The organism is Streptomyces albofaciens JCM 4342 (genome assembly GCF_008634025.1).
GTDB classification, from domain to species: Bacteria; Actinomycetota; Actinomycetes; order Streptomycetales; family Streptomycetaceae; genus Streptomyces; species Streptomyces albofaciens.
The window spans coordinates 1,803,261-1,829,131 of the sequence record NZ_PDCM01000001.1; the positions used below are offsets into that span (position 1 = coordinate 1,803,261).

Annotated in this window: 18 protein-coding genes; 11 read left to right on the forward strand and 7 right to left on the reverse strand. The window is 72.2% G+C overall.

The window, feature by feature from the left end:
- Window positions 1-199 precede the first annotated feature (199 nt).
- From CP973_RS08195 to CP973_RS08210, 4 genes are all read left to right on the forward strand, one after another.
- Window positions 200-964, forward strand: a complete 765-nt coding sequence (locus tag CP973_RS08195) for a hypothetical protein (protein ID WP_150238890.1) — start codon at window positions 200-202, stop codon at window positions 962-964.
- Window positions 965-1,159: 195 nt separating this feature from the next.
- Window positions 1,160-2,005: a DegV family protein gene (locus tag CP973_RS08200; protein WP_150238892.1), complete on the forward strand. Its 846-nt coding sequence runs from the start codon at window positions 1,160-1,162 to the stop codon at window positions 2,003-2,005.
- Between the two features lie 824 nt (window positions 2,006-2,829).
- Window positions 2,830-3,555: a ComEA family DNA-binding protein gene (locus CP973_RS40365; protein WP_244409325.1), complete on the forward strand. Its 726-nt coding sequence runs from the start codon at window positions 2,830-2,832 to the stop codon at window positions 3,553-3,555.
- Entirely contained in the window at window positions 3,552-6,239 is a 2,688-nt protein-coding gene (locus CP973_RS08210; RefSeq protein WP_150238894.1) for a ComEC/Rec2 family competence protein, read from the forward strand. The genes CP973_RS40365 and CP973_RS08210 overlap by 4 nt, the downstream gene beginning before the upstream one ends.
- On the opposite strand, the gene CP973_RS08215 is transcribed toward CP973_RS08210, so the two are convergent.
- Together CP973_RS08215 and CP973_RS40755 are read right to left on the reverse strand one after the other, a co-directional pair.
- Window positions 6,142-6,942, reverse strand: coding sequence for a substrate-binding domain-containing protein (locus CP973_RS08215; protein WP_244409784.1), 801 nt, complete (start codon window positions 6,940-6,942; stop codon window positions 6,142-6,144). The two genes, CP973_RS08210 and CP973_RS08215, sit on opposite strands and share 98 nt — an antisense overlap.
- A gap of 140 nt (window positions 6,943-7,082) precedes the next feature.
- Window positions 7,083-7,670, reverse strand: coding sequence for a hypothetical protein (locus tag CP973_RS40755; protein ID WP_244409326.1), 588 nt, complete (start codon window positions 7,668-7,670; stop codon window positions 7,083-7,085).
- A gap of 181 nt (window positions 7,671-7,851) precedes the next feature.
- Here CP973_RS40755 and CP973_RS08220 point away from each other — a divergent pair, with 181 nt between their 5' ends.
- Entirely contained in the window at window positions 7,852-8,337 is a 486-nt protein-coding gene (locus tag CP973_RS08220; RefSeq protein WP_150238899.1) for an RrF2 family transcriptional regulator, read from the forward strand.
- A gap of 191 nt (window positions 8,338-8,528) precedes the next feature.
- Entirely contained in the window at window positions 8,529-9,323 is a 795-nt protein-coding gene (locus tag CP973_RS08225; RefSeq protein ID WP_150238901.1) for an arylamine N-acetyltransferase family protein, read from the forward strand.
- Window positions 9,324-9,479: 156 nt separating this feature from the next.
- On the opposite strand, the gene CP973_RS08230 is transcribed toward CP973_RS08225, so the two are convergent.
- Window positions 9,480-9,725 (reverse strand): hypothetical protein, encoded by a 246-nt coding sequence (locus tag CP973_RS08230; RefSeq protein ID WP_150238903.1) that lies wholly within the window; start codon window positions 9,723-9,725, stop codon window positions 9,480-9,482.
- A 72-nt stretch (window positions 9,726-9,797) separates the two neighbouring features.
- Between CP973_RS08230 and holA the strand changes: the two genes are divergently transcribed.
- Window positions 9,798-10,781 carry a DNA polymerase III subunit delta gene (holA, locus tag CP973_RS08235; protein ID WP_150238905.1) on the forward strand — a complete coding sequence of 328 codons (984 nt, stop codon included), beginning with the start codon at window positions 9,798-9,800 and terminating at the stop codon, window positions 10,779-10,781.
- Between the two features lie 171 nt (window positions 10,782-10,952).
- Here holA and CP973_RS08240 read toward each other — a convergent pair whose 3' ends face one another.
- Together CP973_RS08240 and rpsT are read right to left on the reverse strand one after the other, a co-directional pair.
- Window positions 10,953-11,684, reverse strand: a complete 732-nt coding sequence (locus tag CP973_RS08240) for a hypothetical protein (protein ID WP_244409327.1) — start codon at window positions 11,682-11,684, stop codon at window positions 10,953-10,955.
- Between the two features lie 635 nt (window positions 11,685-12,319).
- On the reverse strand, window positions 12,320-12,586 hold the full coding sequence (rpsT, locus tag CP973_RS08245; RefSeq protein ID WP_030023016.1) for a 30S ribosomal protein S20: 267 nt from the start codon (window positions 12,584-12,586) through the stop codon (window positions 12,320-12,322).
- A 192-nt stretch (window positions 12,587-12,778) separates the two neighbouring features.
- Between rpsT and lepA the strand changes: the two genes are divergently transcribed.
- The 3 genes from lepA (at window position 12,779) to CP973_RS08260 (ending at window position 17,678) form a co-directional block, all read left to right on the forward strand.
- A complete protein-coding gene (lepA, locus tag CP973_RS08250) occupies window positions 12,779-14,647 on the forward strand; it encodes a translation elongation factor 4 (protein WP_150238907.1) in 1,869 nt (622 codons plus the stop codon).
- A gap of 289 nt (window positions 14,648-14,936) precedes the next feature.
- Entirely contained in the window at window positions 14,937-15,224 is a 288-nt protein-coding gene (locus tag CP973_RS08255) for a hypothetical protein (RefSeq protein ID WP_150238909.1), read from the forward strand.
- Between the two features lie 564 nt (window positions 15,225-15,788).
- Window positions 15,789-17,678, forward strand: coding sequence for an AMP-dependent synthetase/ligase (locus CP973_RS08260; RefSeq protein WP_150238911.1), 1,890 nt, complete (start codon window positions 15,789-15,791; stop codon window positions 17,676-17,678).
- A gap of 270 nt (window positions 17,679-17,948) precedes the next feature.
- On the opposite strand, the gene CP973_RS08270 is transcribed toward CP973_RS08260, so the two are convergent.
- On the reverse strand, window positions 17,949-18,542 hold the full coding sequence (locus CP973_RS08270; RefSeq protein WP_150238913.1) for a response regulator: 594 nt from the start codon (window positions 18,540-18,542) through the stop codon (window positions 17,949-17,951).
- Complete coding sequence (locus tag CP973_RS08275; RefSeq protein ID WP_425281943.1) at window positions 18,539-22,573, reverse strand: HAMP domain-containing protein; 4,035 nt, start codon at window positions 22,571-22,573, stop codon at window positions 18,539-18,541. Before CP973_RS08275 ends, CP973_RS08270 begins: the two co-directional genes overlap by 4 nt.
- Window positions 22,574-23,855: 1,282 nt before the next feature.
- Between CP973_RS08275 and CP973_RS08280 the strand changes: the two genes are divergently transcribed.
- The gene (locus CP973_RS08280; protein ID WP_244409786.1) at window positions 23,856-25,730 is read left to right on the forward strand and encodes an ATP-binding SpoIIE family protein phosphatase; all 1,875 of its coding nucleotides are present in this window, start codon (window positions 23,856-23,858) and stop codon (window positions 25,728-25,730) included.
- Window positions 25,731-25,871 lie beyond the last annotated feature (141 nt).

The following is a 25,871-nucleotide window of genomic DNA, read 5'->3' on the forward strand; positions in this document are numbered from 1 at the left end:
CTGGTTCCGGCGGCCGGGCCCGTCGCGGGCGGTGGCTGGTTCCGGTCCGCCGGGCCCGTTGCGGGTGCGGCTAAGGGATGACCACTACGGGCAGGTTGGGGGTTCGAAGGGAACCTCCGGCCTGCCCGTGGCGTTTACGGTGGAAGAGCCGGGCCCCGGCGCCACCGTCACCCTGCCGCTGTCATGACGAGGAGAACCCATGGAAGCCGTCATCGCGATCGTCGGTCTCCTCTTCGTACTGTTCGTGGCGGCCGGTGTCTTCGTCACGGTCAAGGCCGTGCAGGCGGCCAAGCGCGGTGTGGACCGCGGCATGGCCCAGGCGCGCCGGACGGTCGAGGACACCACGCTCAGGGCGCGCCAGCTCACCCAGCCGGGCGTGGCCGGGGAGCTGGCGCAGCTGCGGCTGTCGCTGCGTACGTCCATGCGGGCCACCCAGGACGTGCTGCACGCCGGCGCCGCGGAGGATGCCTCGCTGAAGGAGGCCCTGGGGCTGTTCGAGCGGCTCAGCGCCCACGGTCACGAGCTCGACGACGAGCTGAAGCGGCTGGAGCGGGAGCCCGACCGCGGCAGCGTCGCGGCCCGGCTGCCGGAGCTGCGCGAGCGGCTGGAGCGCATCACGCACTCCGCCGAGTCGCTGCGGTGGGCCGCCCGGGACCGGGCCCGGCAGTTCGCGGACGACGATCTGGCCGCGCTGAACGAGCAGATCGACATGGAGGCCGGGGCGCTGCGGCACTGGACGAAGGAGCCGCTGGAGGACCGCATCAAGGCGTCCGGGGAAGAGCCGGGTACGGCGCGCGGCGCCGCGGACGGGACCGGCGCTTCTGCTACTGCTTCTGGCGCCGCGGCCGGGCGGAAGTCGTGGGAGCCCGTGGAGGACGAGACCCCTGCCATCACGGCCCGTGACCCGCGTACGCAGCCCGCTTATCCCTGGCAGAAGGCGCCGCGCACGGAACGGACGACCTGATTCCGGGGAGTCGCCGCGCTGCCCGGGCCCGTACCGGACGCGCTGCCCGGGCCCGTAGTGGGCCCGTATCGGGCCCCTAGTGGCCGCCCGGTGACACGCGCGCCGGTGACCCTTGGCAAATCTCTGGCCAAGCCTGAGGGATCATGAAAGGGCCCGCACTGTCGGGGGCCGGGAGACCCGGATAACCTCCCAGTCATGTCCCGCCATGTCGCGATCGTCACCGATTCAACGGCCTACCTGCCGCGGGCGGCACTGCAACGCCACGCCATCACGGCGGTACCGCTCACCGTCGTCCTCGGGGACGAGGCCCTGGAGGAGGGTACCGAGATCTCGGCGAGATCGGTCGCCCAGGCCCTCCAGAAGCGCCGGTACGTGACGACCTCGCGGCCCAGCCCCGAGGCGTTCGCCGCCACCTACCGGGAGATCGCCAAGGCGGGGGCGCAGAGCATCGTTTCCCTGCATCTGTCCTCGGAGTTCTCCGGTACGTACGACGCGGCGGTGCTGGCGGCCGCGGAGGCTCCGGTGCCGGTACGGGTCGTGGACACCGGCATGGTGGCCATGGCGCTCGGCTTCTGCGCCCTGGCGGCGGCCGAGGCGGCGGAGTCCGGCGGGAGCCTGGACGAGGCGGTCGCCGCGGCCGAGAAGCGCGCCGAACAGACGTCCGCGTACTTCTACGTGGACACCCTCGACTACCTGCGCCGGGGCGGCCGGATCGGCGCCGCGCAGGCACTGCTGGGCTCGGCGCTCGCGGTCAAGCCACTGCTCCAGCTCGCCGAGGGGCGGATCGATCTCCTGGAGAAGGTCCGCACGGCCTCGAAGGCGATCGCCAGGCTGGAGGAGATCGCCGTGGAACGGGCGGGCGAGGGCCAGGTGGACATCGCCGTACACCACCTGGCGGCCCCCGACCGCTCGGACGCCCTGGCCGAACGCCTGCGAGAACGGGTACCCGGCCTCGCGGAACTCCACGTGAGCGAGGTGGGCGCGGTAATCGGAGCGCATACGGGCCCGGGGCTGCTGGGGGTTGTGGTTTCGCCGCGCTGAGAGGGTTGTCACGCAGCGTGATTGCTCAGGCCCGCGGCCGGGTAGTGGCACCGCGAGGGGCACGATCGCCGAAACGGTCCCCCGGGTGACGCAGTTATCCACAACCCCCAAGTTATCCACGGAACTTGACGGCTCGCGGCAGGAACGCCGCGAGCCGTCTAACGTCAGTGGACATGACGCAGCAATCACTCTCCGCAACCAGTCCTGCCGGGTCTGCCACCGGGTCTGCCACCGCTCCCGACGTTGATTCCGGCCTCCGGCCGCCCGGCCCCGATTCCGGTCTCGACACCGATCAGCGGCTTGATTCCGCACTGTCTCCGGCCGCTGACCGTAACGCCGGGCTCGACCCGGACTTCGGCTCGGGAATCGCTCCTGGGCCACTGCCGGACCGTCCGCTCCGCCGTCGAGCGGCGCGTATGACGGTACGGGGCAGGTCGGCCCGGCGCGCGGAGACCGCGGCGGTGGTACGCGCACGGGCCGAGGCGCTGTTCCGGGGGCCGCCGGAGCCGGATCGGCGGGCGGGGCCACCGGGTCGGCGGGCGGGGTCATTGAATCGCCAGGCGGGGCCACCGGATCGCCAGGCGGAGCCACCGGATCACCAGATGGGTCCATCGGATCGCCAGGCTGGTCCACCGGGCCGTCCCGCGCACCCTGAGGCTGCGGCGGGCGACGATCCGACAGCGGGCCCGCCGCCCCGGGAGCGCGCGCCAGACGCCCACCTGGCCCACCCCGATCGCCCCGGGTACACCGCCCGTCTACGCCTCGCCGTCCAGGAACGACTGCCGCTATGGGTGCAGTTGAGATGCGCGACCGATCCGAGAGCGTTGGCCGCCCTGGTCGTGGTGCTCCTGGTGGCGGTGGCCTTCGCGGTGCACCACTTCTGGGCGGACCGGCCCCAGCCTGTACGGGCTCCGGCCGCGCATGCCACGCCGGCGCCGACCCCGGTTCCGGCGCCGCAGTCACAGGCGGCGGCACCGACCCCGGCCGGTGTGCCACCGGCCGCCACGGGACGGCTGCTCGTGGTCGATGTCGTCGGAAAGGTGCACCGGCCCGGCATCCACCGGCTGCCTTCCGGGTCCCGGGTCGCCGACGCGCTGCGGGCGGCGGGTGGCGTGCTGGACGGCGCGAACATCCGCGGGCTGAACCGGGCGCGACTGCTGATCGACGGCGAGCAGATCGCCGTGGACGTGCCGGGAGCCGGGCCGGGGGCAGTGGGGCAGGGCACCGGCCTCGGCCCGACCTCGGGCGCGGGGGCCGGCTCGTCGGCGTCCGGAGCCGGTGCGACCGGCGGCGCGTCGTCCGGCAGCGCCGGGGCCTCCGTCGGTACGGGTGGTACGGGTGGTACGGGTGCCGGAGCCGCCCCCATCAGCCTCAACTCCGCGACCGTGGAACAGCTCGACGCCCTTCCCGGAGTCGGTCCCGTCCTGGCGCGGCACATCATCGAATACCGCACGGCACACGGCGGCTTCACCTCCGTGGAACAGCTCCGCGACGTGAACGGCATCGGTGACCGCCGCTTCGCCGACCTGCGTTCCCTGGTCCAGCCATGACGACCGACCGCGTTACGCCACCCCTGCCGCCTCCCGGCCCTGGCCCCGATTCCGACCCCGAGGCCGTCACCGACCACCAACACCACGCCCACCGCCCCGACCGCACCCCCGTCCACGCCACCGCGGCCTCCCCGTACGGTGCCTCGGATCCTCGTCCGGAGGATGACGGTGTCGATCTTCGCCTGGTGGGGCCCGCGCTCGCGGCCTGGGGTGCGGCGGCGTTGGCGCTGGGGTGGTCCGGTGGCGTGGTCGCGGCGGCCTGTGTGGCGGCGGTGGTGGCGGCGGGGCTTGTGGTGTTCTGCGCGGTCCGGCGGCCGGACCGGCGGGCCGCCGGGGCGCTGGTCGCCCTGGCCGCGATTCTGCTGAGCGCGGTCGCCGGAGCCGCGTCCGCCGCACTGCACGCGGCGGACGTACGGCGCGGGCCGCTGCCCGAGCTGGCACGCCGGTACGCCCCGGTCACGGCCGAGGTGGAAGTGACCGGTGACCCGCGGCTGACCCGGCCACGGGTGCGCGGTGCCCAACAGGCGCCTCCCTCGGTGGTGTTCACCGCCGACGCGCTCCGCGTCACCGCGGCGGACGGCGCGGTCACCACCACCCGCACGCCCGTCCTGGTCGTCGTGCAGCGCACGAAGCAGCTCTCCGCCTGGCAGCGCCTCCTGCCGTCGACTCGCCTCCGCGTCGCGGCCCGCGCCAGTACGCCCCTCCAGGCGTCCGACAGCGTTGCCGCCGTCCTACGGCTGACCGCTGGCCCCGGCCCCCATGTCGTGCGCGCGCCCGACGCCTTGCAGCGCTTCGCCGGTGACCTCCGGGCCGGCCTCCGCGCGGCCACCGACGGCCTGAGCCCCGATGCCCGCGCGCTCCTTCCGGGCCTGGTGGTCGGCGACACCTCGCGTGTCCCGCCCGACCTCGACGATGCCTTCCGCGCCACCGACCTGACCCACCTGCTCGCCGTCTCCGGGAGCAACCTGACCATCCTGCTCGTCCTGCTCATCGGCCCGCCCCACCTCTCCGTACGGGCCGAACGCCGTGGCCTGGCACCTCTCCTGGGCCTCTCGCTGCGCACCACCGCCCTCGTCGGCGGCTCGATCGCGCTCGCCTTCGTCATCGTCTGCCGCCCCGACCCCAGCGTCCTCCGGGCCGCCGCCTGCGGCCTGATCACGCTGCTCGCGATCGGCACCGGACGCCGCCGCTCGCTCGTCCCCGCGCTCGCCGCCGCGGTCCTGGTGCTCGTGCTCCACGATCCCTGGCTCGCCCGGAGCTACGGCTTCCTGCTCTCCGTCCTGGCCACCGGCGCGCTGCTCCTGCTCGCCCCTCGCTGGTCCGCCGCCCTGCAACGCCGCCGGGTGCCGCCGCGCCTCGCCGAGCTGATCGCCGCGGCAGCCGCGGCGCAGGCGGTCTGCGCGCCCGTCATCGTGGTGCTCGCCGCCCGCGTCGGCCTCGTCGCCGTGCCCTGCAACCTGCTGGCCGAACTGGCCGTCGCCCCGGCCACCGTGCTCGGTTTCGCGGCGCTGGCGATCGCCCCGATGGCCCTGCCCCTGGCCCAGGCGCTGGCCTGGTGTGCGGGCTGGCCGACCGAGTGGATCGCCGGCGTCGCCCGTACGGGAGCGGCGCTGCCCGGTGCCGAACTGGGCTGGCCGGGCGGCTGGGCCGGTGCGCTGCTGCTCGTGGCCGTCACGGCGGTGGGCGTGGTGGCGGGCCGTCGGCTGCTGCGCCGCCCCTGGCTGTGCGTCCTCGGCGTACTGGCCCTGCTCGTGGCGGTCCTGCGGCCGGTCCCGCTCACCCGCCTCCTCACCGGCTGGCCGCCGCCAGGATGGCGCGCGGTGGCCTGTGACGTGGGGCAGGGCGACGGCCTGGTGCTCGCCGCGGGGGAGGGGACGGCCCTGGTCGTGGACACCGGCCCGGAGCCGGCCGCCATCGACCGCTGCCTGACCGACCTGGGCGTACGCCGCATCGCGCTCCTCGTCCTCACGCATTTCCACGCCGACCACGTCAGCGGGCTGCCCGGCGCCCTGCGCGGGCGCTCGGTCGGCGCCATCGAGACCACGACCCTGCCCGAACCGTCCGGCCAGGCCGCCTTCGTACGCCGTACGGCAGCGGCCGCCGGAGTGCCGCTGATCGCTGCCGTGCCCGGCGAGCGGCGCAGCGCCGGCCCGCTGAGCTGGCAGGTCCTGTGGCCGCCCGTCACCGACCCCGGCGATCCGGCTTTCTCCCGCGCTTCCTCCCGTGCGGTCGAAGGCCCGAACGACGCCAGTGTCACGCTGCTGCTGCGCACCGCCGGCCTGACGTTCCTCCTGCTGGGCGACCTCGAACCGGTGGCCCAGCAAGCCCTGTTGGCCGCGCACCCCGAGCTGACCACCGTGGATGTACTGAAGGTGGCCCACCACGGCTCCGCCTACCAGGATCCGCAGCTGATACGCCGCCTGGCGCCGCGCGTCGCCCTGATCAGCTGCGGTGCGGGCAACCCGTACGGCCACCCGGCGCCGTTCACCGTCCAGGCGCTGCGCTCCCAGGGCGCCAGGGTGCTGCGTACGGACACCGACGGTGCCGTCGCGGTGCTGGGCGGCCGGGACCGGCTCACCACCACCGTCAGGGGTGGCAGACGGAGCCGGGGGCGGCCGACTGGTCGGCGCAGGGCACGTTCCGGTACTTGCGCAGGATGTTCTTCGCCGTGTCGGAGTCCATGAACGCGCGGAACTTCGCGGCGAGCGAGCCGTCCTCGGGCTGCCCGTACGTGTAGAGGTACTCCACCGTCCAGAAGGGATAGTTGCGTTGTCCACTCCACTCGATGTCGGGCTCGCGCCCGTTCAGCCGGATGCCGATGACCCGCGGGTGCTTGGCCGCCGCGTACACCTCCGCGTATCCGATCGCGCCCGGCACGCGGCCCACCGTGTCCAGCAGGCTGCCGGTGCTGTTCACCTCGCAGCGCGTGACGCGCGCCGTCGCGTCCCGGTCCTTGCCGGTGCAGTCGTACGACGACACCGTGCCCGGCTCCGACCCGCGCAGCACGGTCGTCTCGAACGCCCGGCGGGTGCCCGAGGCGGCGTCCCGCCCGACGATGCTGACCGGCAGGTCGTTGCCGCCGAGCTGCTTCCAGTTGGTGTACCGGCCGTCGTAGATGCCGCGCAGCTGCTCGGTGGTGAGGTTGTCGACGCCGGTCCGCTCGTGCACCACCAGGCCGAGCAGGACGACGCCGACGCGCCGGCCCTCCAGCTTCCGGTAGACGGACGGTGCGGCCACGTCCGACACGGCGAGGAAGGCCGGTCCGCCGTCCGGCGCGGATCTGCCCGCCTTGTCCAGCCGCCCCAGCCCGGACAGGCTGCCGCTCTCAGCCACGTCGATCTCCGCGCCCCGGCAGCGCGCCTCGTACCGATCGGCGATCTCCCGCATCGGCGGCGCGAAGGCCGTGGAGCCGTCGACGGTCAGCCGCCCCGTCGCGCACTCCGCGTTCACCACCACCGTCTGCCCGTTGAGCAGCAGCCCGCTGAGCAGGCCGACGAGGATGATGCACACGCCTCCCAGGGCGAGGCTCAGTTTGCGCGGGCCCCAGCGCTGGGTGTTGCGGCGGATCCGCCCGCCGCTGATGAACCCGCCGACGACGACCTCGCCCGGCCGGTTACCGTCGATGTCCCCGTCGCCGCTCCGGCTCCCCTCGTCCGCCGACAGCAGCACCAGCAGTTGAAGTGGTCGCGCTTGTTCAGCGGCACCTTGGGGACGACGAGACGGCCGCCGCTGTGCCGCAGGCCGCCGCCGTTGCGGGTCAGCATGCCCACCAGGTCCGGCGGATTGGCGTCCGGCACCTCCACCCCGATGACCGTGCGTCCGGTGAACTCGACCGTCAGCGGTTCCTGGTAGTCCTGCCGCACGATGTCCTTGCCGCCGTCGTTCTCGAACCGCAGCAGCGCCAGCGTGGCGTCGGTGATCTCCTGGTCCCGCCGGAGCAGCCGCAGCTGTACGAGGCTGTGCGCGTCCCGCGGGTTCATGCCGATCGCGGTGTCCATCTGGACGCGGTAGCCGATGCGCTTGCGGCCCGGCAGGAACCGCTCCACGGCCCAGAGCGCGGCGGTGGCGACGAGCCCGGCCGCGGCGAGGAGCGTCTCGGTGTCCGGCAGGGTCACGACTACCTCGCACAGCTGATCGGATGGCGGAATGCCTGCAATGTAAGGAGGCCATGGGGCGCCCGTGGCGGCTTCGGCAACCCGTCACCGGAGGTTCATCCACCGTCCGCGCGACCGGCGGGGGCAGCGGTCCCGGCGCATCCGGCCACCCCCGGAATCAGGACCTGTAGACTCCAGATTCATGAGGATGAGCGAGGGCGTCGAGTGGGCCCTGCACTGCTGTGTGACCCTGGCCTGGCTCGGCGACGAGCGGCCCGTGTCGACAGCCCGCCTGGCCTCCTCCTTCGAGCTGCCCCCGGCCTACCTGAACAAGCGCCTCCAGGCGCTCGTACGGGCCGGCATCCTGTCCTCGACCCCCGGCGCCCGCGGCGGCTTCCGGCTGGCCAGACCGCCCGAGCGGATCACTCTGATGGACGTCGTCGCCGCCATCGAGGGCACCGAAGACGTCTTCCGCTGTACGGAGATCCGCCGCCGGGGCTCCGGCGCCGAGGCGCCCGACCGGGACTTCCGCCGCCCCTGCGGCATCTCCACCGCGATGCGCAAGGCCGAGCTGGCCTGGCGCCGCGAGCTCGCGAAACAGACCCTCGCCGACATCCTGGCCGGCACCCCGGGATCGGCGGCGGAGCGCACCCGCCGCTGGTTCGCCACCGAGAGAACGGGCACCTGATGCACGACCAGCAGCCGCACTCCCAGCCGGCCCCCCGAGCGCCGCAGGCGCCCTCGGCGCCCCACACGCCCCAGACGTCCTCGGCACCCCATGCGCCTCAAGCATCTCCAGCACCCCATGCACCTCAGGCGACCTCGGCGCCGCGGCCCGACGGCGAAGCGCCGCCCGCCCGGCCCTCGGACGCCGAGCGGATGCGCACCGAACCGCTCGACCCGGCGCGGACCGACGCCTACCTCCGGCGCATCGGCGCCACCCGGCCGGCGGCGCCCGACGCCGGGGCGCTGCGCGATCTGCACCTGCGGCATCTGCGCGCGGTCCCCTTCGAGAACCTCTCCGTGCACCTCGACGAGGACATCGCCCTGGACCCCAAGGCGCTGGTGGACAAGATCGTCGAGGGCTCGCGCGGCGGTTTCTGCTACGAGCTCAACGGCGCCTTCGCCGCCCTGCTCCGCACCCTCGGCTACCGGGTCGAGCTCCTCGCCGCCCGGGTCTTCGGCCCGGACGGTCCCGGCATCCCGTACGACCACCTCGCGCTGCGCGTCCACGATGGCGACGGGCACGACGGGCCGTGGCTCGCCGACATCGGCTTCGGCCGGAACAGCCACCACCCGCTGCGCCTGGACAGCCGCGACGAACAGCCCGACCCGGCCGGGGTGTTCCGTATCGAGGAGACCGCCGACGGCGACCTCGACGTCCTGCGCGACGGCCTGCCGCAGTACCGGCTCGAACAGCGGCCGCGCGCCCTGGCGGACTTCGCTGCGGGCAGCTGGTACCACCGCACCTCGCCGGAGTCGCACTTCACCCGGTCCCTGGTCTGCTCCCGGCTGACGGAGTCCGGCCGCGTCACGCTCTCCGGCCGTACGCTCGTGATCACGGCCGCCGACGGCAGCCGGGAGGAGCGCGAGCTGACCGACGCCGAGGTGCTCCCCGACTACCGGACCCACTTCGGCATCACGCTGGACCGGATACCGGTGCCGCGGGGCTGACGGCGGTCAGGGGCGCGCCGGACCGCGCCGTACCGCGTACGTCCTGTACGGCTGCGGCCGGCCCTCGTACTGCCGGCCTGCCTGCCAGTCAGCCCTCCGTATCGCCGGCCTGCCAGCCGGTCCTCGGTACTGCCTGCCTGCCGGCCCCCGCCCTGCCTATTCGGCCTCCAGCCAGCCCTCGTACTCATCGGCCAGGGCGTCCAGCTTCGCCGGGTCGTGGCGGCCCGCCGGGTCCTCGACGACCACCAGCCACTGGGCGTCCTCGGCGTCGTCCTCGCCCGCCAGGGCGTCCCGTACGAGCTGGGGTTCCTCCGTGACGCCGAAGCGCTCGGCCAGCGCCTCGGCGACCTCCTCGGCGGAGTCGCGGTCGGGCAGCACCAGAACATGTCGTACATCGCTCACCCGGACATTGTCCGGCAGTGCGGGCCGAGGGCCGAACGGCACTGTCAGTGGAGCGTGGGATGCTGGAGCGCGATGGCCAGGAAGACAGCAAACGACGACCCGCTCGCCCCGCTCACGCTCGCCGTGGGCCAGGAGGACCTGCTCCTGGACCGCGCCGTGCAGCAGGTGGTGGCGGCGGCCCACGCCGCCGACGCGGACACCGATGTGCGCGACCTCGCGCCCGACCAGCTCCAGCCCGGCACGCTCGCCGAGCTGACCAGCCCCTCGCTGTTCGCCGAGCGCAAGGTCGTGGTGGTCCGCAACGCCCAGGACCTGTCCGCGGACTCGGTCAAGGACGTCAAGGCGTACCTCGGCGCCCCGGTCGAGGAGATCACGCTGGTGCTGCTGCACGCCGGCGGCGCCAAGGGCAAGGGCCTGCTGGACGCCGCCCGCAAGGCCGGCGCGCGGGAGGTCGCCTGCGCCAAGATGACCAAGCCCGCCGACCGCCTGGCATTCGTGCGCGCCGAGTTCCGTACGGCCGGCCGCTCCGCCACCCCCGAGGCGTGCCAGGCGCTGGTGGACGCGATCGGCAGCGACCTGCGCGAGCTGGCCTCGGCCTGCTCGCAGCTGGTCGCCGACATCGAGGGCACGATCGACGACGCCATCGTCGGCCGCTATTACCGCGGCCGGGCCGAGGCGTCCAGCTTCACCGTCGCGGACCGCGCCGTGGAGGGCCGGGCCGCCGAGGCCCTGGAGGCGCTGCGCTGGGCCATGTCGACGGGCGTCGCCCCCGTCATGATCACCAGTGCGCTCGCCCAGGGCGTCCGCGCCATCGGCAAGCTGGCCTCCGCCCCGCGCGGCGCCCGCCCCGGCGATCTCGCCCGCGAGCTGGGCATGCCGCCCTGGAAGATCGACCGGGTGCGGCAGCAGATGCGCGGCTGGTCGGCGGACGGCGTCGCGACGGCGCTGCTCGCGGTGGCCGAGGCCGACGCGGGGGTCAAGGGCGGCGGCGACGATCCCGAGTACGCGCTCGAAAAGGCCGTCGTCACGATCGCCCGCGCGGCCCGCTCCCGCTGAGGGGCGAAGCCCCCGGGCCCGCCCGCACGGGCGGCAGCACGTATCGCCTTCCGAGCTTCCGGAACTTCCGAGCTTCCGAACTTCCGAAGTGCCGAAGATTTCTGAGCTTTCGGAGCCACCGGGCCCGGTCCCGCTGTCCCCGCCCGCCCTAACCCTGCCCCCGTCCCCGCCTCAGCTCCCCAGCTTCCGCAGGGTCTCCGTCGCGCTGTTCTTGAGCATTCCGGCGATCTGATCCGTCGACGGCGGCTTGGCCGAGCTGTTGCGGGAGGTGTAGCTCGACCAGGTGACCTGGTACGTCATCCAGCCGTCGCGGACGCCGAGGATCACGTACGAGCCGCTGCTGTCGTCGGACCGGCTGACGAGGTACGCCTCGTCGCCGATGCCGGGCACCTGCGTGACCTTGTACGCGATCGAACTGCGCTGGCTCTCGTAGGCGCGGTAGCCGTCCGCGAACTCCGCCGTCGGGTCGGTCTTCTTGTGCAGGGTGGCGGCGCTGTAGACCCAGGCCGAGGAGTAGTCGTTGCTGCCCGCGTCGGACGGCTTCAGCTCGGCGTTGCACCACATCGAGTCCATCGCGCCCTGCTGCACGCCGCTGTACTGCGGGTTCTGTGCGCCGCTGCCCGACGTGCCGGACGACGAGGACGAGCTGCCAGCCGGTTTGATCTTGTAGTTCGAGTTCTCGAAGGGCGTGAACGAGGTCCGGTTGCACAGATCGGACGTGTACGAGTAGCCCGCCAGGTCGGGGTCGGGCCGGGGGTCCCCGAAGGCGCCGGCGGCGAAGAGGATCGCGCCGCCCATCGCCGACGCGGCGACCGCCCCGCCGAGCGCCCACAGCCAGTGCTGCGTACTCCCGCCGCCGGAACCGCCCGTCACCCCACCGGAGCCGCCAGGCCCTCCAGGCACTCCAAGCCCTCCGGGCACTCCAGGCCCGACTGCTCCCGTACCCGCCTGCTGTGATCCGCCGGCCGCCGGATAGCCGTAAGCGCCACCCGCGCCGGGCCCCGCCCCGCCGGGCCCCGCCCCGTACGGATTCTGCTGCGGCACCCCGGAACCGAACGGCCCCGGCCCCGGTCCCACCCCCACCCCCGTCCCCGGACCCGGCTGGGGAGGCGTGGACGGCTGAGAGGCGGACGGCTGAGGCGTGGACGGCTGAGGCGCGGACGGTTGAGGCTGCGCGTACGGATTGTTCGGGTCCCCCGGAATCGACATGCGCGGCAGCGTAACCGACCGGAACGGCACCCGGACCCCCAGCGGTGACCAGGACCACAGCCACCCCGGCGTACGCGCGGTCGCACACGCCTCTACGCCGCTACGTCTCTCCCCTGTCCACACCCCCCGCGCTCCCGCACCCCCCATGAACAACAACGGACCCCGCGGCACTCTGGGGAAGAGCGACCGCGAGGTCCGTCGTTTCAAGCTGTGTGTGCGCCGTACCCGCGTGGCGAACGCTGGCCGTGTGCGGCGCGGTGGTGCACCGGAAGGAGCGGAGAGAGGGGCCGCTGAGTCCTTACCGGCAGAGGTGAGGCGTGAAGAACAGGTCAGGCCTTGAGGGCCGCGACCTTCTTGGCCAGCGCCGACTTCTTGTTGGCGGCGGCGTTCTTGTGGATGACACCCTTGCTGACGGCCTTGTCGAGCTTCTTGGCGGCCTCGGCCTGGGCGGTGGCGGCCTTCTGCAGGTCACCGGCCTCCACGGCCTCACGGGTGCGACGGATCGCGGTACGCAGCGAGGACTTCACAGCCTTGTTGCGCTGCCGAGCCTTCTCGTTGGTCTTGATCCGCTTCATCTGGGACTTGATGTTCGCCACGAAAGAGCCTTTTCAGGTTCGTTGGATTTACGAGTCGCGCCTCGCACGAGAGAGGGCACAAAGCGCAGTGGACCAGGCTACCAGCAGCCTCCACGGCCTCCCAAACCGGACCAGGACCGCCGCGCATGGGACCATGGGGGAGACGAAAAACAACCGAGTCCCGCCTACCCGCGTTCTCTGAATGGACCCTGCGTGCCCGCGACCCCTACGAACGTGCCGGAGCCGAGCCGTACCGACCCGGCTCTCCTCCGTAACTTTTGCATCATCGCGCACATCGACCACGGCAAGTCCACGCTCGCCGACCGGATGCTCCAGCTGACCGGCGTCGTTGAGCAGCGGCAGATGCGCGCGCAGTACCTCGACCGCATGGACATCGAGCGCGAGCGCGGCATCACGATCAAGTCCCAGGCGGTCCGGCTGCCCTGGGCCCGCTCCGACGAGGACGGTGGCGCGACCCACATCCTCAACATGATCGACACCCCGGGCCACGTGGACTTCACCTACGAGGTCTCGCGCTCCCTCGCCGCGTGCGAGGGCTGCATCCTCCTGGTGGACGCCGCCCAGGGCATCGAGGCGCAGACCCTCGCCAACCTGTACCTGGCGATGGAGCACGACCTCCAGATCATCCCGGTGCTGAACAAGATCGACCTGCCGGCCGCGCAGCCCGAGAAGTTCGCCAAGGAGCTGGCCAACCTCGTCGGCTGTGAGCCCGAGGACGTGCTGAAGGTCTCCGCGAAGACCGGTGAGGGCGTCGCCGAGCTGCTCGACAAGGTCGTCCGCGACGTGCCGGCCCCGGTCGGCGTCAAGGACGCGCCCGCCCGCGCGATGATCTTCGACTCGGTCTACGACGCGTACCGCGGCGTCGTGACGTACGTGAAGGTCGTCGACGGCACGCTGAGCAAGCGCGAGCGCATCAAGATGATGTCCACCGGCGCCGCCCACGAGCTGCTGGAGATCGGCACGAACTCGCCCGAGATGACGGCTGCCGACGGCCTGTCCGTGGGCGAGGTCGGTTACCTGATCACCGGTGTGAAGGACGTCCGCCAGTCCAAGGTCGGCGACACCATCACCCAGCTCACCAAGGGCGCCCAGGAGCCGCTGGGCGGCTACAAGGACCCCAAGCCGATGGTCTTCTCGGGCCTGTACCCGCTCGACGGCTCCGACTACCCGGAGCTGCGCGACGCCCTGGACAAGCTCCAGCTCAACGACGCCGCGCTGGTCTACGAGCCGGAGACCTCCGCGGCCCTCGGCTTCGGCTTCCGCGTCGGCTTCCTGGGCCTGCTCCACCTGGAGGTCATCCGCGAGCGCCTGGAGCGCGAGTTCGGCCTCGACCTGATCGCCACCGCCCCCAACGTGATCTATCGCGTGAACATGGAGGACGGTACGGAGCACGAGGTCACCAACCCGAGCGAGTTCCCGACCGGCAAGATCGCCGAGGTGCACGAGCCGGTCGTCCGGGCCACGATCCTGGCGCCCAGCGAGTTCATCGGCGCGATCATGGAGCTGTGCCAGAACCGCCGCGGCAACCTGCTCGGCATGGACTACCTCTCCGAGGACCGGGTGGAGATCCGCTACACCCTCCCGCTCGCCGAGGTCGTCTTCGACTTCTTCGACCAGCTCAAGTCCAAGACCCGCGGCTACGCCTCGCTGGACTACGAGCCCACCGGCGAGCAGATCGCCGACCTGGTCAAGGTCGACATCCTGCTGCACGGCGACCAGGTGGACGCGTTCTCCGCGATCTGCCACAAGGACAAGGCGTACGCGTACGGCGTACGGCTGGTCTCCAAGCTGCGCGAGCTGATCCCGCGGCAGAGCTTCGAGGTGCCGGTCCAGGCCGCCATCGGCAGCCGGGTCATCGCCCGCGAGACCATCCGCGCCATCCGCAAGGACGTGCTCGCCAAGTGCTACGGCGGCGACATCTCCCGTAAGCGGAAGCTGCTGGAGAAGCAGAAGGAAGGCAAGAAGCGGATGAAGATGGTCGGCAGCGTGGAGGTTCCGCAGGAAGCCTTCATCGCGGTGCTGTCCTCCGACTCCGACGGCGACTCCAAGGGCAAGAAGTAGCAGCCCACCCGTAGTGCCCGTCCCGCACAGCCCCCGGCCGCCCCGGCCGGGGGCTGCGTGCTGCGTACCCCTGCTGTGCCTCGGCTGTGTGCCGTGTACGCGTACGGAACGGCCGTCCGGGGCGTACGGCATCCGGGCGGTCGGCCGGGAAATCGGCGGACAAACGGTTTCCCGGACGCGCGGGACGGCGTTGTCGTGGGTGGCAGCGGTGTTCCGGGCGGTCCAGGGGGCGCGTCCGGGCGGCATGAGCGCCGTGCCGCCGAGGAGGCCGCGCCGGAAAGGGATACGCATGAAGTACGTCAAGGCCGCCGCGCTGCTGGCCGGCGCCGCGCTGTCGGCGGGAGCCGCCACGCCCGCCTTCGCCGACCAGACCGGGGCGGAGAAGTTCCGCAGCGGTGTCACCGGAACGGGAAGGGATGTGCAGCGGGCCATCACTTCCCTCGGTGACGCGGCGAAGAAGATCAACGGCACGCTGCGCGGCGACGAGCGGCTCGGTCACATGATCGGCGATTCGGCCGTGACGAACGCGCCCAGCGCGGACGGCATCGGAGTCCAGGCCGCATCATTGCGGCACTGAGCCCGTTCCGCCGGTCACCGGTCACCGGTCACCGGTCACCAGCCACCACCAGCCACCGGTCACCTGCCGCCACCGGCCACCTGCCATCGGCCACCGGCACCGGCCACCTGCCATCGGCCGCCGGCACCGGCCACCAGCCACCTGCCACCACCGGCCACCTGCCGCCACCGGCATCGGCCACCTGCCACCGGTCACAGCCATCGGCCACCACCGGCCGCCGGCACCTGCCGCCGACGCCCGGGCGGCTGCCCGCGGCCCACTTCCGGACCTTCCGGGCCGGGCTCGTCGCGGTCCGCCCGGAACCCGCCCCCAAACCCCACCGCACGCCCCCGGTAACTGGCACCGCCCTCGGAGACCCTGCCATCAAGCACCCCTGCAAAGCCCCCGCCAAGGCCTTTCCCCACCCGCCCCGGCCGAAATGTGTACCCACCAAGCATCGCGCTGGTCTCATCCTGAACCAGTCGGTCGCAGCCCCTTACGCCATGGCGCGACGCGCTCTAGTCTGATCACTGCTCGAAGGTTACTCGCGAGTCACCAGCAACGTAGCGGGCCCCGGAGGATGCCGTGACGGACACCCAGACGCTGATCGAGAACCGGCCACCTTCCGTGGCGACCCTCTTCCTGGAGCGTGTCGCAGCCACCCCCGACCACGAGGCGTACCGCTATCCGGTGCCGTCCGCCGCGGGCCGGGGACCCGACGACTGGAAGGTGCTGAGCTGGGCCGATGCCGCCCGGCGGGTGTACGCGGTGGCCGCCGGGCTGATCTCGCTGGGAGTGCGGCCCGAGGAGCGGGTGGCGCTCGCGTCGAGCACGCGCGTCGAGTGGATCCTCACCGACCTCGGTGTGCTGTGTTCCGGCGCGGCCACCACCACCGTCTACCCCAGCACCAACGCGGACGAGACGGCGTTCATCCTCGCCGACTCCGGCAGCCGGGTGCTGATCGCCGAGGACGCGGGGCAGCTGGCCAAGGCCCGCGAGAAGCGCGCCGAGCTGCCGGAGCTGTCGCACGTCGTCGTCATCGACGAGGCCGACGCGCGGTCCGCCGAGGGGGACCCGGAGGACTGGGTGCTCTCCCTCGCCGAGCTGGAGAAACGCGGTGCGGCGCATCTGGCGAAGCACCCGGAGTGCGTCAAGGAGCAGGTCGCCGCGCTGCGCCCCGACCAGCTCGCGACGCTGATCTACACCTCGGGCACCACCGGCCGCCCCAAGGGCGTACGGCTGCCGCACGACTGCTGGGCGTACATGGCGCGGGCGATCCAGGCAACCGGCCTGGTCACCGAGGACGATGTGCAGTACCTGTGGCTGCCGCTGGCGCATGTCTTCGGCAAGGTGCTGACCGCCGGGCAGATCTCCGTCGGGCATGTGATCGCGGTGGACGGCCGGGTCGACAAGATCATTGAGAATCTGCCGGTGGTGCAGCCGACCTACATGGCGGCCGTGCCGCGGATCTTCGAGAAGGTCTACAACGGCGTGGTGGCCAAGGCCCGGGAGGGCGGCGCCGCCAAGTACAAGATCTTCCAGTGGGCGGCGGGTGTGGCCCGCGAGTACGCCAAGGCCTCCCAGGACAACTTCCGGCGCACCGGAAACGCCTCCGTCCCCTTCGCGCTCGGCGCCAAGCACAAGATCGCCGACGCGCTCGTCTACGCCAAGCTGCGGGAGGCGTTCGGCGGCCGGCTGCGCGCCGCGGTCTCCGGCTCCGCCGCGCTCGCGCCCGAGATCGGCTACTTCTTCGCGGGCGCAGGCATCCACATCCTGGAGGGGTACGGCCTGACCGAGTCCAGCGCGGCGAGCTTCGTGAACCCGGGCGAGGCGTACCGTACGGGCACGGTCGGCAAGCCGCTGCCCGGCACGGAGGTGCGGATCGCCGAGGACGGCGAGGTGCTGCTGCGCGGGCCCGGCATCATGGAGGGCTACCACGGGCTGCCGGAGAAGACGGCCGAGGTGCTGGAGCCGGACGGCTGGTTCCACACCGGCGACATCGGCGAGCTGTCCCCGGACGGCTATCTGCGCATCACCGACCGCAAGAAGGACCTGATCAAGACCTCCGGCGGCAAGTACATCGCGCCGGCCGAGGTCGAGGGGCAGTTCAAGGCGGTCTGCCCGTTCGTCTCGAACGTGCTGGTGCACGGCGCGAACCGGAACTTCTGCACCGCGCTGATCGCCCTCGACGAGCCGACGATCATGGGCTGGGCCGCCGAGCACGGGCTCCGGGGCAGGACGTACGCCGAGGTCGTGGGCGCGGCGCAGACCCGCGAGCTGATCGACGGCTACGTGGAGCGGGTCAACGAGGGGCTCCAGCGCTGGCAGCAGATCCGCAAGTTCCGGCTGCTGCCGCGGGACCTGGACATCGAGCACGGCGAGGTGACGCCCAGCCTCAAGATCAAGCGGCCGGTGGTGGAGCGGGCCTTCAAGGACCTGCTGGAGGAGATGTACGAGGGCGCGCGCGAGGCGTAGGGGGCGAGCGGGGCGCGCCGGGCAGGCGGGGCGTACCGGGCAGGCAGGGCGCACCGGGCAGGCGGAGCGCGCCGGACGAGCGAGGCGCGACCGGCGGGCGCCGCGCGCCGATACGGTCCCTGAGAGCCGGTGGCCGTACCGGCGCGCGTCGCCCGCCGCAGTCACCGGCGCACGTCGCCCGCCCCGGTCGCCCGCCGCGACTGTTGCCGCCCGGCATACCGGCCGCGAGGAACGTTCGGCGTACCGGCGGCAGGACCGCCCGGCGCGCCTCTATCGCCCCCGCCGCAGCGCCCGTACCGACTCCGCCATCCGCGCCACGCTCTCGCTCAGGTCGCGCTCGCCGGGGTCGCCGCCGGCGGAGAGGCGGCGCTCGATCTCGGAGATACGGTCCGCCAGTTCATCCATCCGGGCGTGGTCCTGCTTTATGAGCCGGCGCAGCTGCCGGTTCTTGCGGTGCAGATCGAGGAATACGTTGACCTTGGCGCGCAGCACCCAGGGGTCGAATGGCTTGGTGAGGTAGTCGGCGGCGCCGGTCGAATAGCCGCGGAAGGCGAAGCCGGAATCGCTTTCCGTGCCGGTCAGGAAAATGATCGGGATGTCTTTCGTCTGATCGAGCCGTTTGATGTTGGACGCGGTCTCGAAGCCGTCCATGCCGGGCATGAGAATGTCCAGTAGTACGACCGCGAATTCCTGCCGCAGCAGCGCTTTCATCGCCTCTTCGCCGGAGCGGGCCCGGACCAGGGGTTCGCCGAGCGAGCCCAGGACCGCTTCGAGGGCTGCGAGGTTGTCTTCCATGTCGTCGACGAGGAGGATGCCGGCCCGTTCGTCGGTTCCGGCGGCGTCGGTGTCGGATGCATGGGTCATGATGGGCCTTCGATGCCTTGGGACCTCGAAGAGGTCGCGTCGGGGTCTTGCTTGCCTGGTTCACCGCCCGGGGCCGGGGCGTCGGAGCCGTGCCGGGACAGGAGCTCGACGGCCACGGCCAGCAGCCGGTCCACGTCGACGGGTTTGGGTACGTATTCGTTGGCTCCGCTCTCCAGGGATTTCTCGCGGTCACCGGGCATCGCTTTCGCCGTCAGTACGATGACGGGCAGCTTTGCGAACCGGGGTGTGCGCCGGATCGCGCGAATGGTCTCGTAGCCGTCCAGCTCCGGCATCATGATGTCCATCAGGACCAGATTGACGCCGGGATTCTTCTCCAGCATCTCGATGCCCTCCCGGCCGTGTTCGGCGTAGAGGACCCGCATGCCGACCCGGCTCAAAACGTTCGTGAGCGCGAAGACATTGCGGATGTCGTCGTCGACGACCAGGACCTGGCAGCCGGACAGCAGGGGGCCCGAGGGCCCGCTCACCCAGTCCTCCAGCCGGGAGCTGGTCGGCCACGGCGTGTCGTCGCGTGCGGCGGGCGGGCCGGAACGCGGGTGGTGCCGTGGTGTCTTCGCCAGCTGCGGGGGCCCGTCCACGCGCTGTTCGGGAGCGGTGGGCAGGGCGTCGAGCGGTTCGGCGTACCCGGGGCATTCGATGGGGACGTGCAGGGTGAAGACGCTGCCGACGCCGGGGCGGCTGCTCGCGGTGATCCGGCCGCCGAGCAGCCCCGCGATCTCCCGGCTGATCGACAGGCCCAGGCCCGTGCCGCCGTACTTGCGGTTGGTGGTCCCGTCCGCCTGCTGGAACGCCTCGAAGATGACCGGCAGCTTCTCCGGCGCGATGCCGATGCCGGTGTCCGTGACGGTGAAGGCGATCGACCCGTCGCCGGCGCGGTCCACCCGCAGGTCGATCTTCCCGGACGCGGTGAACTTCACCGCGTTGGACAGCAGGTTGCGCAGCACCTGCTGGAGGCGCTGCTCGTCGGAGAACAGCTCCTTGGGGACGCTCTCGCTCACCGACACCTCGAAGGCCAGCCCCCGGTCGAGGGTCAGCGGCCGGAAGGTGTCGTGGACGTAGTTGAGCAGCTTGATCAGCGGCAGCCGCTTGGGCCGTACGTCCATCCGGCCCGCCTCGATCTTGGACAGGTCGAGGATGTCGTTGATCAGCTGGAGCAGGTCGGACCCGGACCGGTGGATCGTGACCGCGAACTGCACCTCCTGCTCGTTCAGATGCCCGTCCGGGTTGTCGGCGAGCAGCCGGGCCAGGATGAGCAGCGAGTTGAGCGGGTTGCGCAGCTCGTGCGACATGTTCGCCAGGAACTCGGACTTGTACTGCGACGAGCTGGCCAGCAGCGCGGCCTTCTCCTCCAGCTCTTCGTTCGAGCGCTGGAGTTCCGCCTGCCGCCGCTGGAGCTCGCCGGTGCGCTCCTGGAGCTGGCGGGCCAGCCGCTGGGACTCGCCGAGCAGCGATTCCGTACGGGAGTTGGCGACGATGGTGTTGATGGCCACGCCGATGGTGTTCACGAACTGGTCGAAGAACGCCAGGTGCACATCGGAGAAGCGGGAGAAGGAGGCCAGCTCGATCACGCCCAGCGTCTGGTCCTCGAACAGCACCGGGATGATGACGACGGTCGCCGGGTTGGCCTCGCCCAGTCCGGAATTGATCTTGATGTAGTCCGGTGGCGCGTCCTCCACCAGGATGCGCTTCTTCTCCAGGGCGGCCTGACGCACCAGGCCGTGATCCATGGAGCCCGGTGTGTCGATCGTGGTGTCCAGGGACGATCCGTACCCGGCGATGAACGCCAGCTTGAGGTCCTCGCGGTCGGTGTCGGCCAGGAAGAAGGCCCCGTACTGAGCGTTCACCAGCGGCGTCAGCTCCCGCAGGATCAGGTCGGCGACCTCCATCAGATCCCGGTGGCCCTGCATCAGGGCCGCCAGCCGGGCCAGGTTCGACTCCAGCCAGTCCTTGGCGCGGGTGGTCTCGCGGAGGTTGGAGACCATCAGGTTGATGTTGTCGCGCAGCTCGGCGACCTCGCCCTGGGTCTCGACGGTGACCGTACGGGTCATGTCGCCGGACGCCACCGCGGAGGCCACCTCGGCGATGGCCCGCACCTGGGTGGTGAGGTTCGACGCCAGCTCGTTGACGTTCGTCGTCAGGCGTTTCCAGGTGCCGTACACGCCCTCGACCCGCGCCTGGCCGCCGAGGATGCCCTCGCTGCCGACCTCGCGGGCGACGCGGGTGACCTCGGACGCGAACGACGACAGCGTGTCGACCATCGTGTTGAGCGTCGTCTTCAGCTCCAGGATCTCGCCGCGCGCGTCCACGTCGATCTTCTTGGACAGGTCGCCCTGCGCTACGGCGGTGGCCACCAGGGCGATGTTGCGCACCTGGGTGGTCAGGTTGGACGCCATGAAGTTGACGTTGTCGGTGAGGTCCTTCCACACGCCGGAGGCGCCGCGCACCTGGGCCCGGCCGCCCAGGTTGCCTTCCGTGCCGACCTCGCGCGCCACCCGTGTCACCTCGTCGGCGAACGCCCGCAGCTGCTCCACCATCGAGTTGACGGTGTCCTTGAGCTCCAGGATCTCGCCGCGCGCGTCGACCGTGATCTTCTTCGACAGGTCGCCGTCGGCCACCGCGGTGGTCACCTGCGCGATGTTGCGCACCTGGGAGGTGAGGTTGGACGCCATGAAGTTGACGTTGTCGGTGAGGTCCTTCCAGACACCGGAGGCGCCGCGCACCTGCGCCTGACCGCCGAGGTTGCCTTCGGTGCCGACTTCCCGGGCGACGCGGGTGACCTCGTCGGCGAAGGCGGAGAGCTGGTCGACCATCGTGTTGATCGTCGACTTCACCTCCAGGATCTCGCCCTTCGCCTCGACCGTGATCTTGCGGCCCAGGTCGCCCTCCGCGACCGCCGTCGCCACCAGGGCGATGTTGCGCACCTGGGAGGTGAGGTTGTCGGCCATGAAGTTGACGTTGTCGGTGAGGTCCTTCCAGACGCCCGACACGCCGCGCACGTGGGCCCGGCCGCCGAGCCGCCCTTCGGTGCCGACTTCGCGGGCGACGCGGGTGACCTCGTCGGCGAAGGCGGAGAGCTGGTCGACCATCGTGTTGACGGTCAGCTTCAGCTGGAGGATCTCGCCGCGCGCGTCGACCGTGATCTTCTGGCTGAGGTCGCCGTTGGCCACGGCCGTGGTCACCTGGGCGATGTTGCGCACCTGGCTGGTCAGGTTGGACGCCATGAAGTTGACGTTGTCGGTCAGGTCCTTCCAGACGCCCGACACGCCCCGTACCTGCGCCCGGCCGCCCAGCTGCCCTTCGGTGCCGACTTCGCGGGCGACGCGGGTGACCTCGTCGGCGAAGGCGGAGAGCTGGTCGACCATCGTGTTGACGGTCAGCTTCAGCTCCAGCAGTTCGCCGGCCGCCTCGACCGTCACCTGCCGGGTCAGGTCGCCGCGCGCCACGGCCGTGGTCACCAGCGCGATGTCGCGTACCTGGGCGGTCAGCCGGGCCGCCATCGTGTTGACCGCCTCGGTCACGTCCCGCCAGCTCCCGGACAGCCCGGCCACCTTGGCGCGCCCGCCGAGCCGGCCTTCCGTACCGGACTCGCGGGCCACCCGGGTCACCTCGCCGGTGAACAGCGACAGCTGATCGACCATACGGTTGACCGCCCGGCCGAGCCGCCGGCGGTCGCCGCGCAGCGGGCGGTTGCCGTCGTGCAGATCCACCCGCTGGGTCAGGTCGCCGCCCGCCACCGCGTCCAGCACCTGGGTGGCCTGGGCCGTCGGGATGACCAGCGCGTCGATGATCGCGTTGGCGGCCTGGACGGAGGTGGCCCAGGTGCCCGGGCCCGGACTGGCGGACATCCGTTCGTCCAGTCGGCCCTGGCGTACGACCTCCGAGCGGAGGCGTAACAGTTCGTCGGACAGGTGCTGGTTGCGGGCGGCTATCTGGTTGAACACCGCGGACAGTTCTGCCAGCAGACCTTCCTGCGCCACTGGCAGTCGAGACCGGAAATCACCGGCCGCCATTGACGTCAAGGCGGTCAGAAGCGGTCGCAAGTCGGCCACACGGACCACATCACCACTGGACTCCGGGGACACTCGGGGCACTGCCGAATCGACCGCCATGGCTTCCCACTTCAGTAACTCGGTGCTTATGGGTGCGCTCAGTCTGTCACTCTGGGGTGGCGTATTCGGTGCTATTGCGGAACTGCTCGGGAGTTGCTCAATGCGGACGACAACTTCGTCAGACAGCGACGTCCCGGACCGGGGCGCCGCGGTGGCCCGGGAGCGGTCCCGCCCCGGCCGCGGCGCGCCCGGCGGGACGGCGGCTCCCGGAGGCACCCCTGTCCCCGGAGGCGCCCCTGCCGGGGCCGCCCCTGCGTCCCGCGCCCGGACGGGCCCGCAGACCATGACCGAAGCCGCTGCCGACAGACCTCAGGCGGAGCATTCCGGCGGACGCCCCGAAAGGGGCGGGCCGGCGGATTCCCGCGGGGAAGTGGCCGGAAAGACGGCCGGCATGACGAATTCGGCCAGGGAAACGGGGGCGGTACGGGTGAGGGATTCGGCCATGGGCGGGGAAGCGCAGGCGGGATCGGGGGCGGGAGCGGGCGCCAGGGCGCCGGGTGGTGGGGGTGGGGGAGACGAGGGGGCTGTCGCTAAGGGTGCGGGGGCGAAGGGTGCCGTTCCTACGGGCGCCGTTCCGAAGGGCGCCGTTCCAAAGGGTGCGGTTCCCAAGGGCGCCGCTCCGAAGAAAAAGACCGTCTCCAAGGACGCCGGACCGGCGAAGGCCGGTCGGCAGGGCGCGGGCCCGGAGGACGCCGTACGGAAGAGTGGCGCCCGCGGGTCCGACACCCGCAAGCCCACCGCTCCCGAGGGCTCCGCCACCCAGGAGCCCATCAGCCGGCAGGACACCACCCAGCCGAACGCCACTCAGCCGAACGCCACTCAGCAGGACGCCGCCCAGCCGAACGCCGCCCAGCCGAACGCCACCCAGCCGAACGCCGCCCAGCAGAACGCCACCCAGCCGAACCCCACCCGGACCCCAGCCCCTCCCAAGCCCCCCGATCCCACCCCCACAAACTCCACCCTCACGAACCCCACCTCACCCCCCGGCACCGTCTCCGCCGCTCTCCCCGACGCGCCCGATCCGCCTGCCGGGCCGCCGGCCGGTGGTTCGCGTTCCTCGCGGCGCGGGCTGTCCACCCGTGATCAACGCGGCGGTCAGGGTGTGCGCGACGGACGGGGCGGCCGGGCAAGGCGTGGCGGGCGAGACCGCTGTGACGCCCGGGACAGCGTCCGCCGGTCGAGCCTGCCCGGCAACCCGCGCGCCGCCGCCGCGGCACGCCAGTTCGTCCGCGCCGTCCTGGCCGACTGGCTCTACCGGTCGCTGCCCGGCGCCGACACCATCGGCGACCGCCTCGCCGACGAAGCGGTCCTGCTGGTCAGCGAGCTGGTCACGAATGTCGTCGTGCACGCCGGGACCACCGTCGAGCTGCTGTGCCGTCTGGAGGCCGAGCCGGTGGCGGACGGCGGGCGCGTCGCGGTCGTCGTGGAGGTGACCGACCACCATCCGGCCCGTGCCGTACGGGCGCGCCAGGTGTCCTCCGTGGACGAGACCAGGGGGCACGGCCTGCAACTGGTCGGCGCGGTGGCCGAGTCCTGGGGCATCACGTACCGGCGTGACCTGAAGACCGTGTGGTTCCGGCTCCAGGCCGGGACGCACGACCGTGTGTACGGCCCGTCGGCCCGCTTCTCCCACGACGACGCGGGCCTCCGGCGCGACCTGCGGGCCGCCGAGCTGCTGGCCCCCGCGCCCGTCCGCCGGTCACCGGCGCGGCGCTCCGACGCCGACTGGATCAACCACGGCGCCCTGTCCTTCCTCGCCGAGGCCTCCGACCTGCTGTCCGGACAGCTCGACGAGGAGCAGGTGGCGCTGCTTGCCGCGCAGTTGGTCGTACCGCGGCTCGCCGACTGGTGCGCGGTGTGGCTGTACGACGGCGGCGGCCGGGACAGTTCGGGTGCGCCGCCGCGGCTGGCCCGCGTCTGGCACTCCAGCGAGGGCCGTATCGACGCGCTCCGTATGGCCCTGGAGAAGGACCCGCCGGTGCTGCCCGTACCCGGTCCGCAGCGGGACGGCGCCGGGTCCGCGGTGCCGTGGCCCTGGCCGCAGGAGCCGAGCGGGTACGGGCCGGGCGGCGCCGCGCTGGCCTGCCGGCTGCTGGCCGGCGGCCGCGACCAGGGCACGCTGCTGCTCGGCCGCGCCGGCCTGATGCGCTTCCCCGACGAGGTCGTGGGCCTGATAGAGGATCTGACCCGCCGTGTCGCCCGCGCCGTCGCCACCGCCCGCGCGTACCGCAACCAGGAACGGATCAGTCAGGTACTGCAACGTCGCCTGCTGCCCCGCGGCAGGCCCGCCGTCCCGGGCATGGAGTCCTTCGTCGTGTACGAACCGCGCGAGGGCGCCTGGGCCGGCGGCGATTTCTGGGACCTGTTCGACGCCGGGGACGGGCGCTGGTGCTTCGCCCTCGGCGACGTGTGCGGCAGCGGCCCGGAGGCCGCCGCGGTCACCGGCCTCGCCCGGCCCGTGCTGCGGCTGCTGGCCCGCGACGGGTACGGCGTCGGCGAGGTGCTGGACCGGCTCAACAAGACCATGGCCCGCGAGGCGGCGGATTCGGTGGCCGTCGTCGCCGCGGCGGTCGCGGCGGCGGGCCCCGGCCCGGACGCCGCCGTCGAACTGCGCGCCGAGGCCGAGCAGACGCGCTTCCTCTCCCTCCTGTACGGCGAGATCGTGCCGCACACCGACGGCACGCCGGGCGCCAGGTGCACCCTGGCCAGCGCCGGGCACCCGCTGCCGCTGGTCCTCGGCACGGACGGCGCGGTACGGGTCGCCGCGGCGCCGCAGATGCTGCTCGGGGTGGTGGAGGACACATCGTACGAGTCCGAGTCCTTCGACCTGGCGCCCGGTGAGACGCTGCTGTGCGTCACGGACGGGGTGACCGAGCGCCGCTGCGGCCACCGGCTGTTCGACGACGATGACGGCCTGGCCGGCCACCTCGCCGCCTGCGCGGGCCTGGGCGCCACCGCCGTCGCCGAGCACATCCGGCGGGCGGTCCACGCGTTCGCCGCCACCCCGCCGGACGACGACCTGGCGCTGCTGGTGCTCCAGGCGACGGAGCGGCGGTAAGGACGACGGGGCGGTATGGACGACGTACGGCGATACGGGCGGTACGGGCCGTAGGAGCCGCAGGGACGGACGCCGCCGCGGCGATGCCCACCGGGCCCGTTCCGGCCTCCCGGCCGGCTCCCCGCCGTATGCCGGACAATG

Bases quoted from the DNA above. Each gene is read 5' to 3' on its own strand.
- CP973_RS08255 (WP_150238909.1), top strand. From the start codon at position 14,937: ATGAAGTACGTCAAGGCCGCCGCGCTGCTGGCCGGCGCCGCGCTGTCG.
- CP973_RS08270 (WP_150238913.1), bottom strand. From the start codon at position 18,542: ATGACCCATGCATCCGACACCGACGCCGCCGGAACCGACGAACGGGCC.
- CP973_RS08220 (WP_150238899.1), top strand. From the start codon at position 7,852: ATGAGGATGAGCGAGGGCGTCGAGTGGGCCCTGCACTGCTGTGTGACC.
- CP973_RS08225 (WP_150238901.1), top strand. From the start codon at position 8,529: ATGCGCACCGAACCGCTCGACCCGGCGCGGACCGACGCCTACCTCCGG.
- CP973_RS08210 (WP_150238894.1), top strand. From the start codon at position 3,552: ATGACGACCGACCGCGTTACGCCACCCCTGCCGCCTCCCGGCCCTGGC.
- CP973_RS08195 (WP_150238890.1), top strand. From the start codon at position 200: ATGGAAGCCGTCATCGCGATCGTCGGTCTCCTCTTCGTACTGTTCGTG.
- CP973_RS08215 (WP_244409784.1), bottom strand. From the start codon at position 6,942: ATGCGGGAGATCGCCGATCGGTACGAGGCGCGCTGCCGGGGCGCGGAG.
- CP973_RS08275 (WP_425281943.1), bottom strand. From the start codon at position 22,573: ATGGCGGCCGGTGATTTCCGGTCTCGACTGCCAGTGGCGCAGGAAGGT.
- CP973_RS08200 (WP_150238892.1), top strand. From the start codon at position 1,160: ATGTCCCGCCATGTCGCGATCGTCACCGATTCAACGGCCTACCTGCCG.
- holA (WP_150238905.1), top strand. From the start codon at position 9,798: ATGGCCAGGAAGACAGCAAACGACGACCCGCTCGCCCCGCTCACGCTC.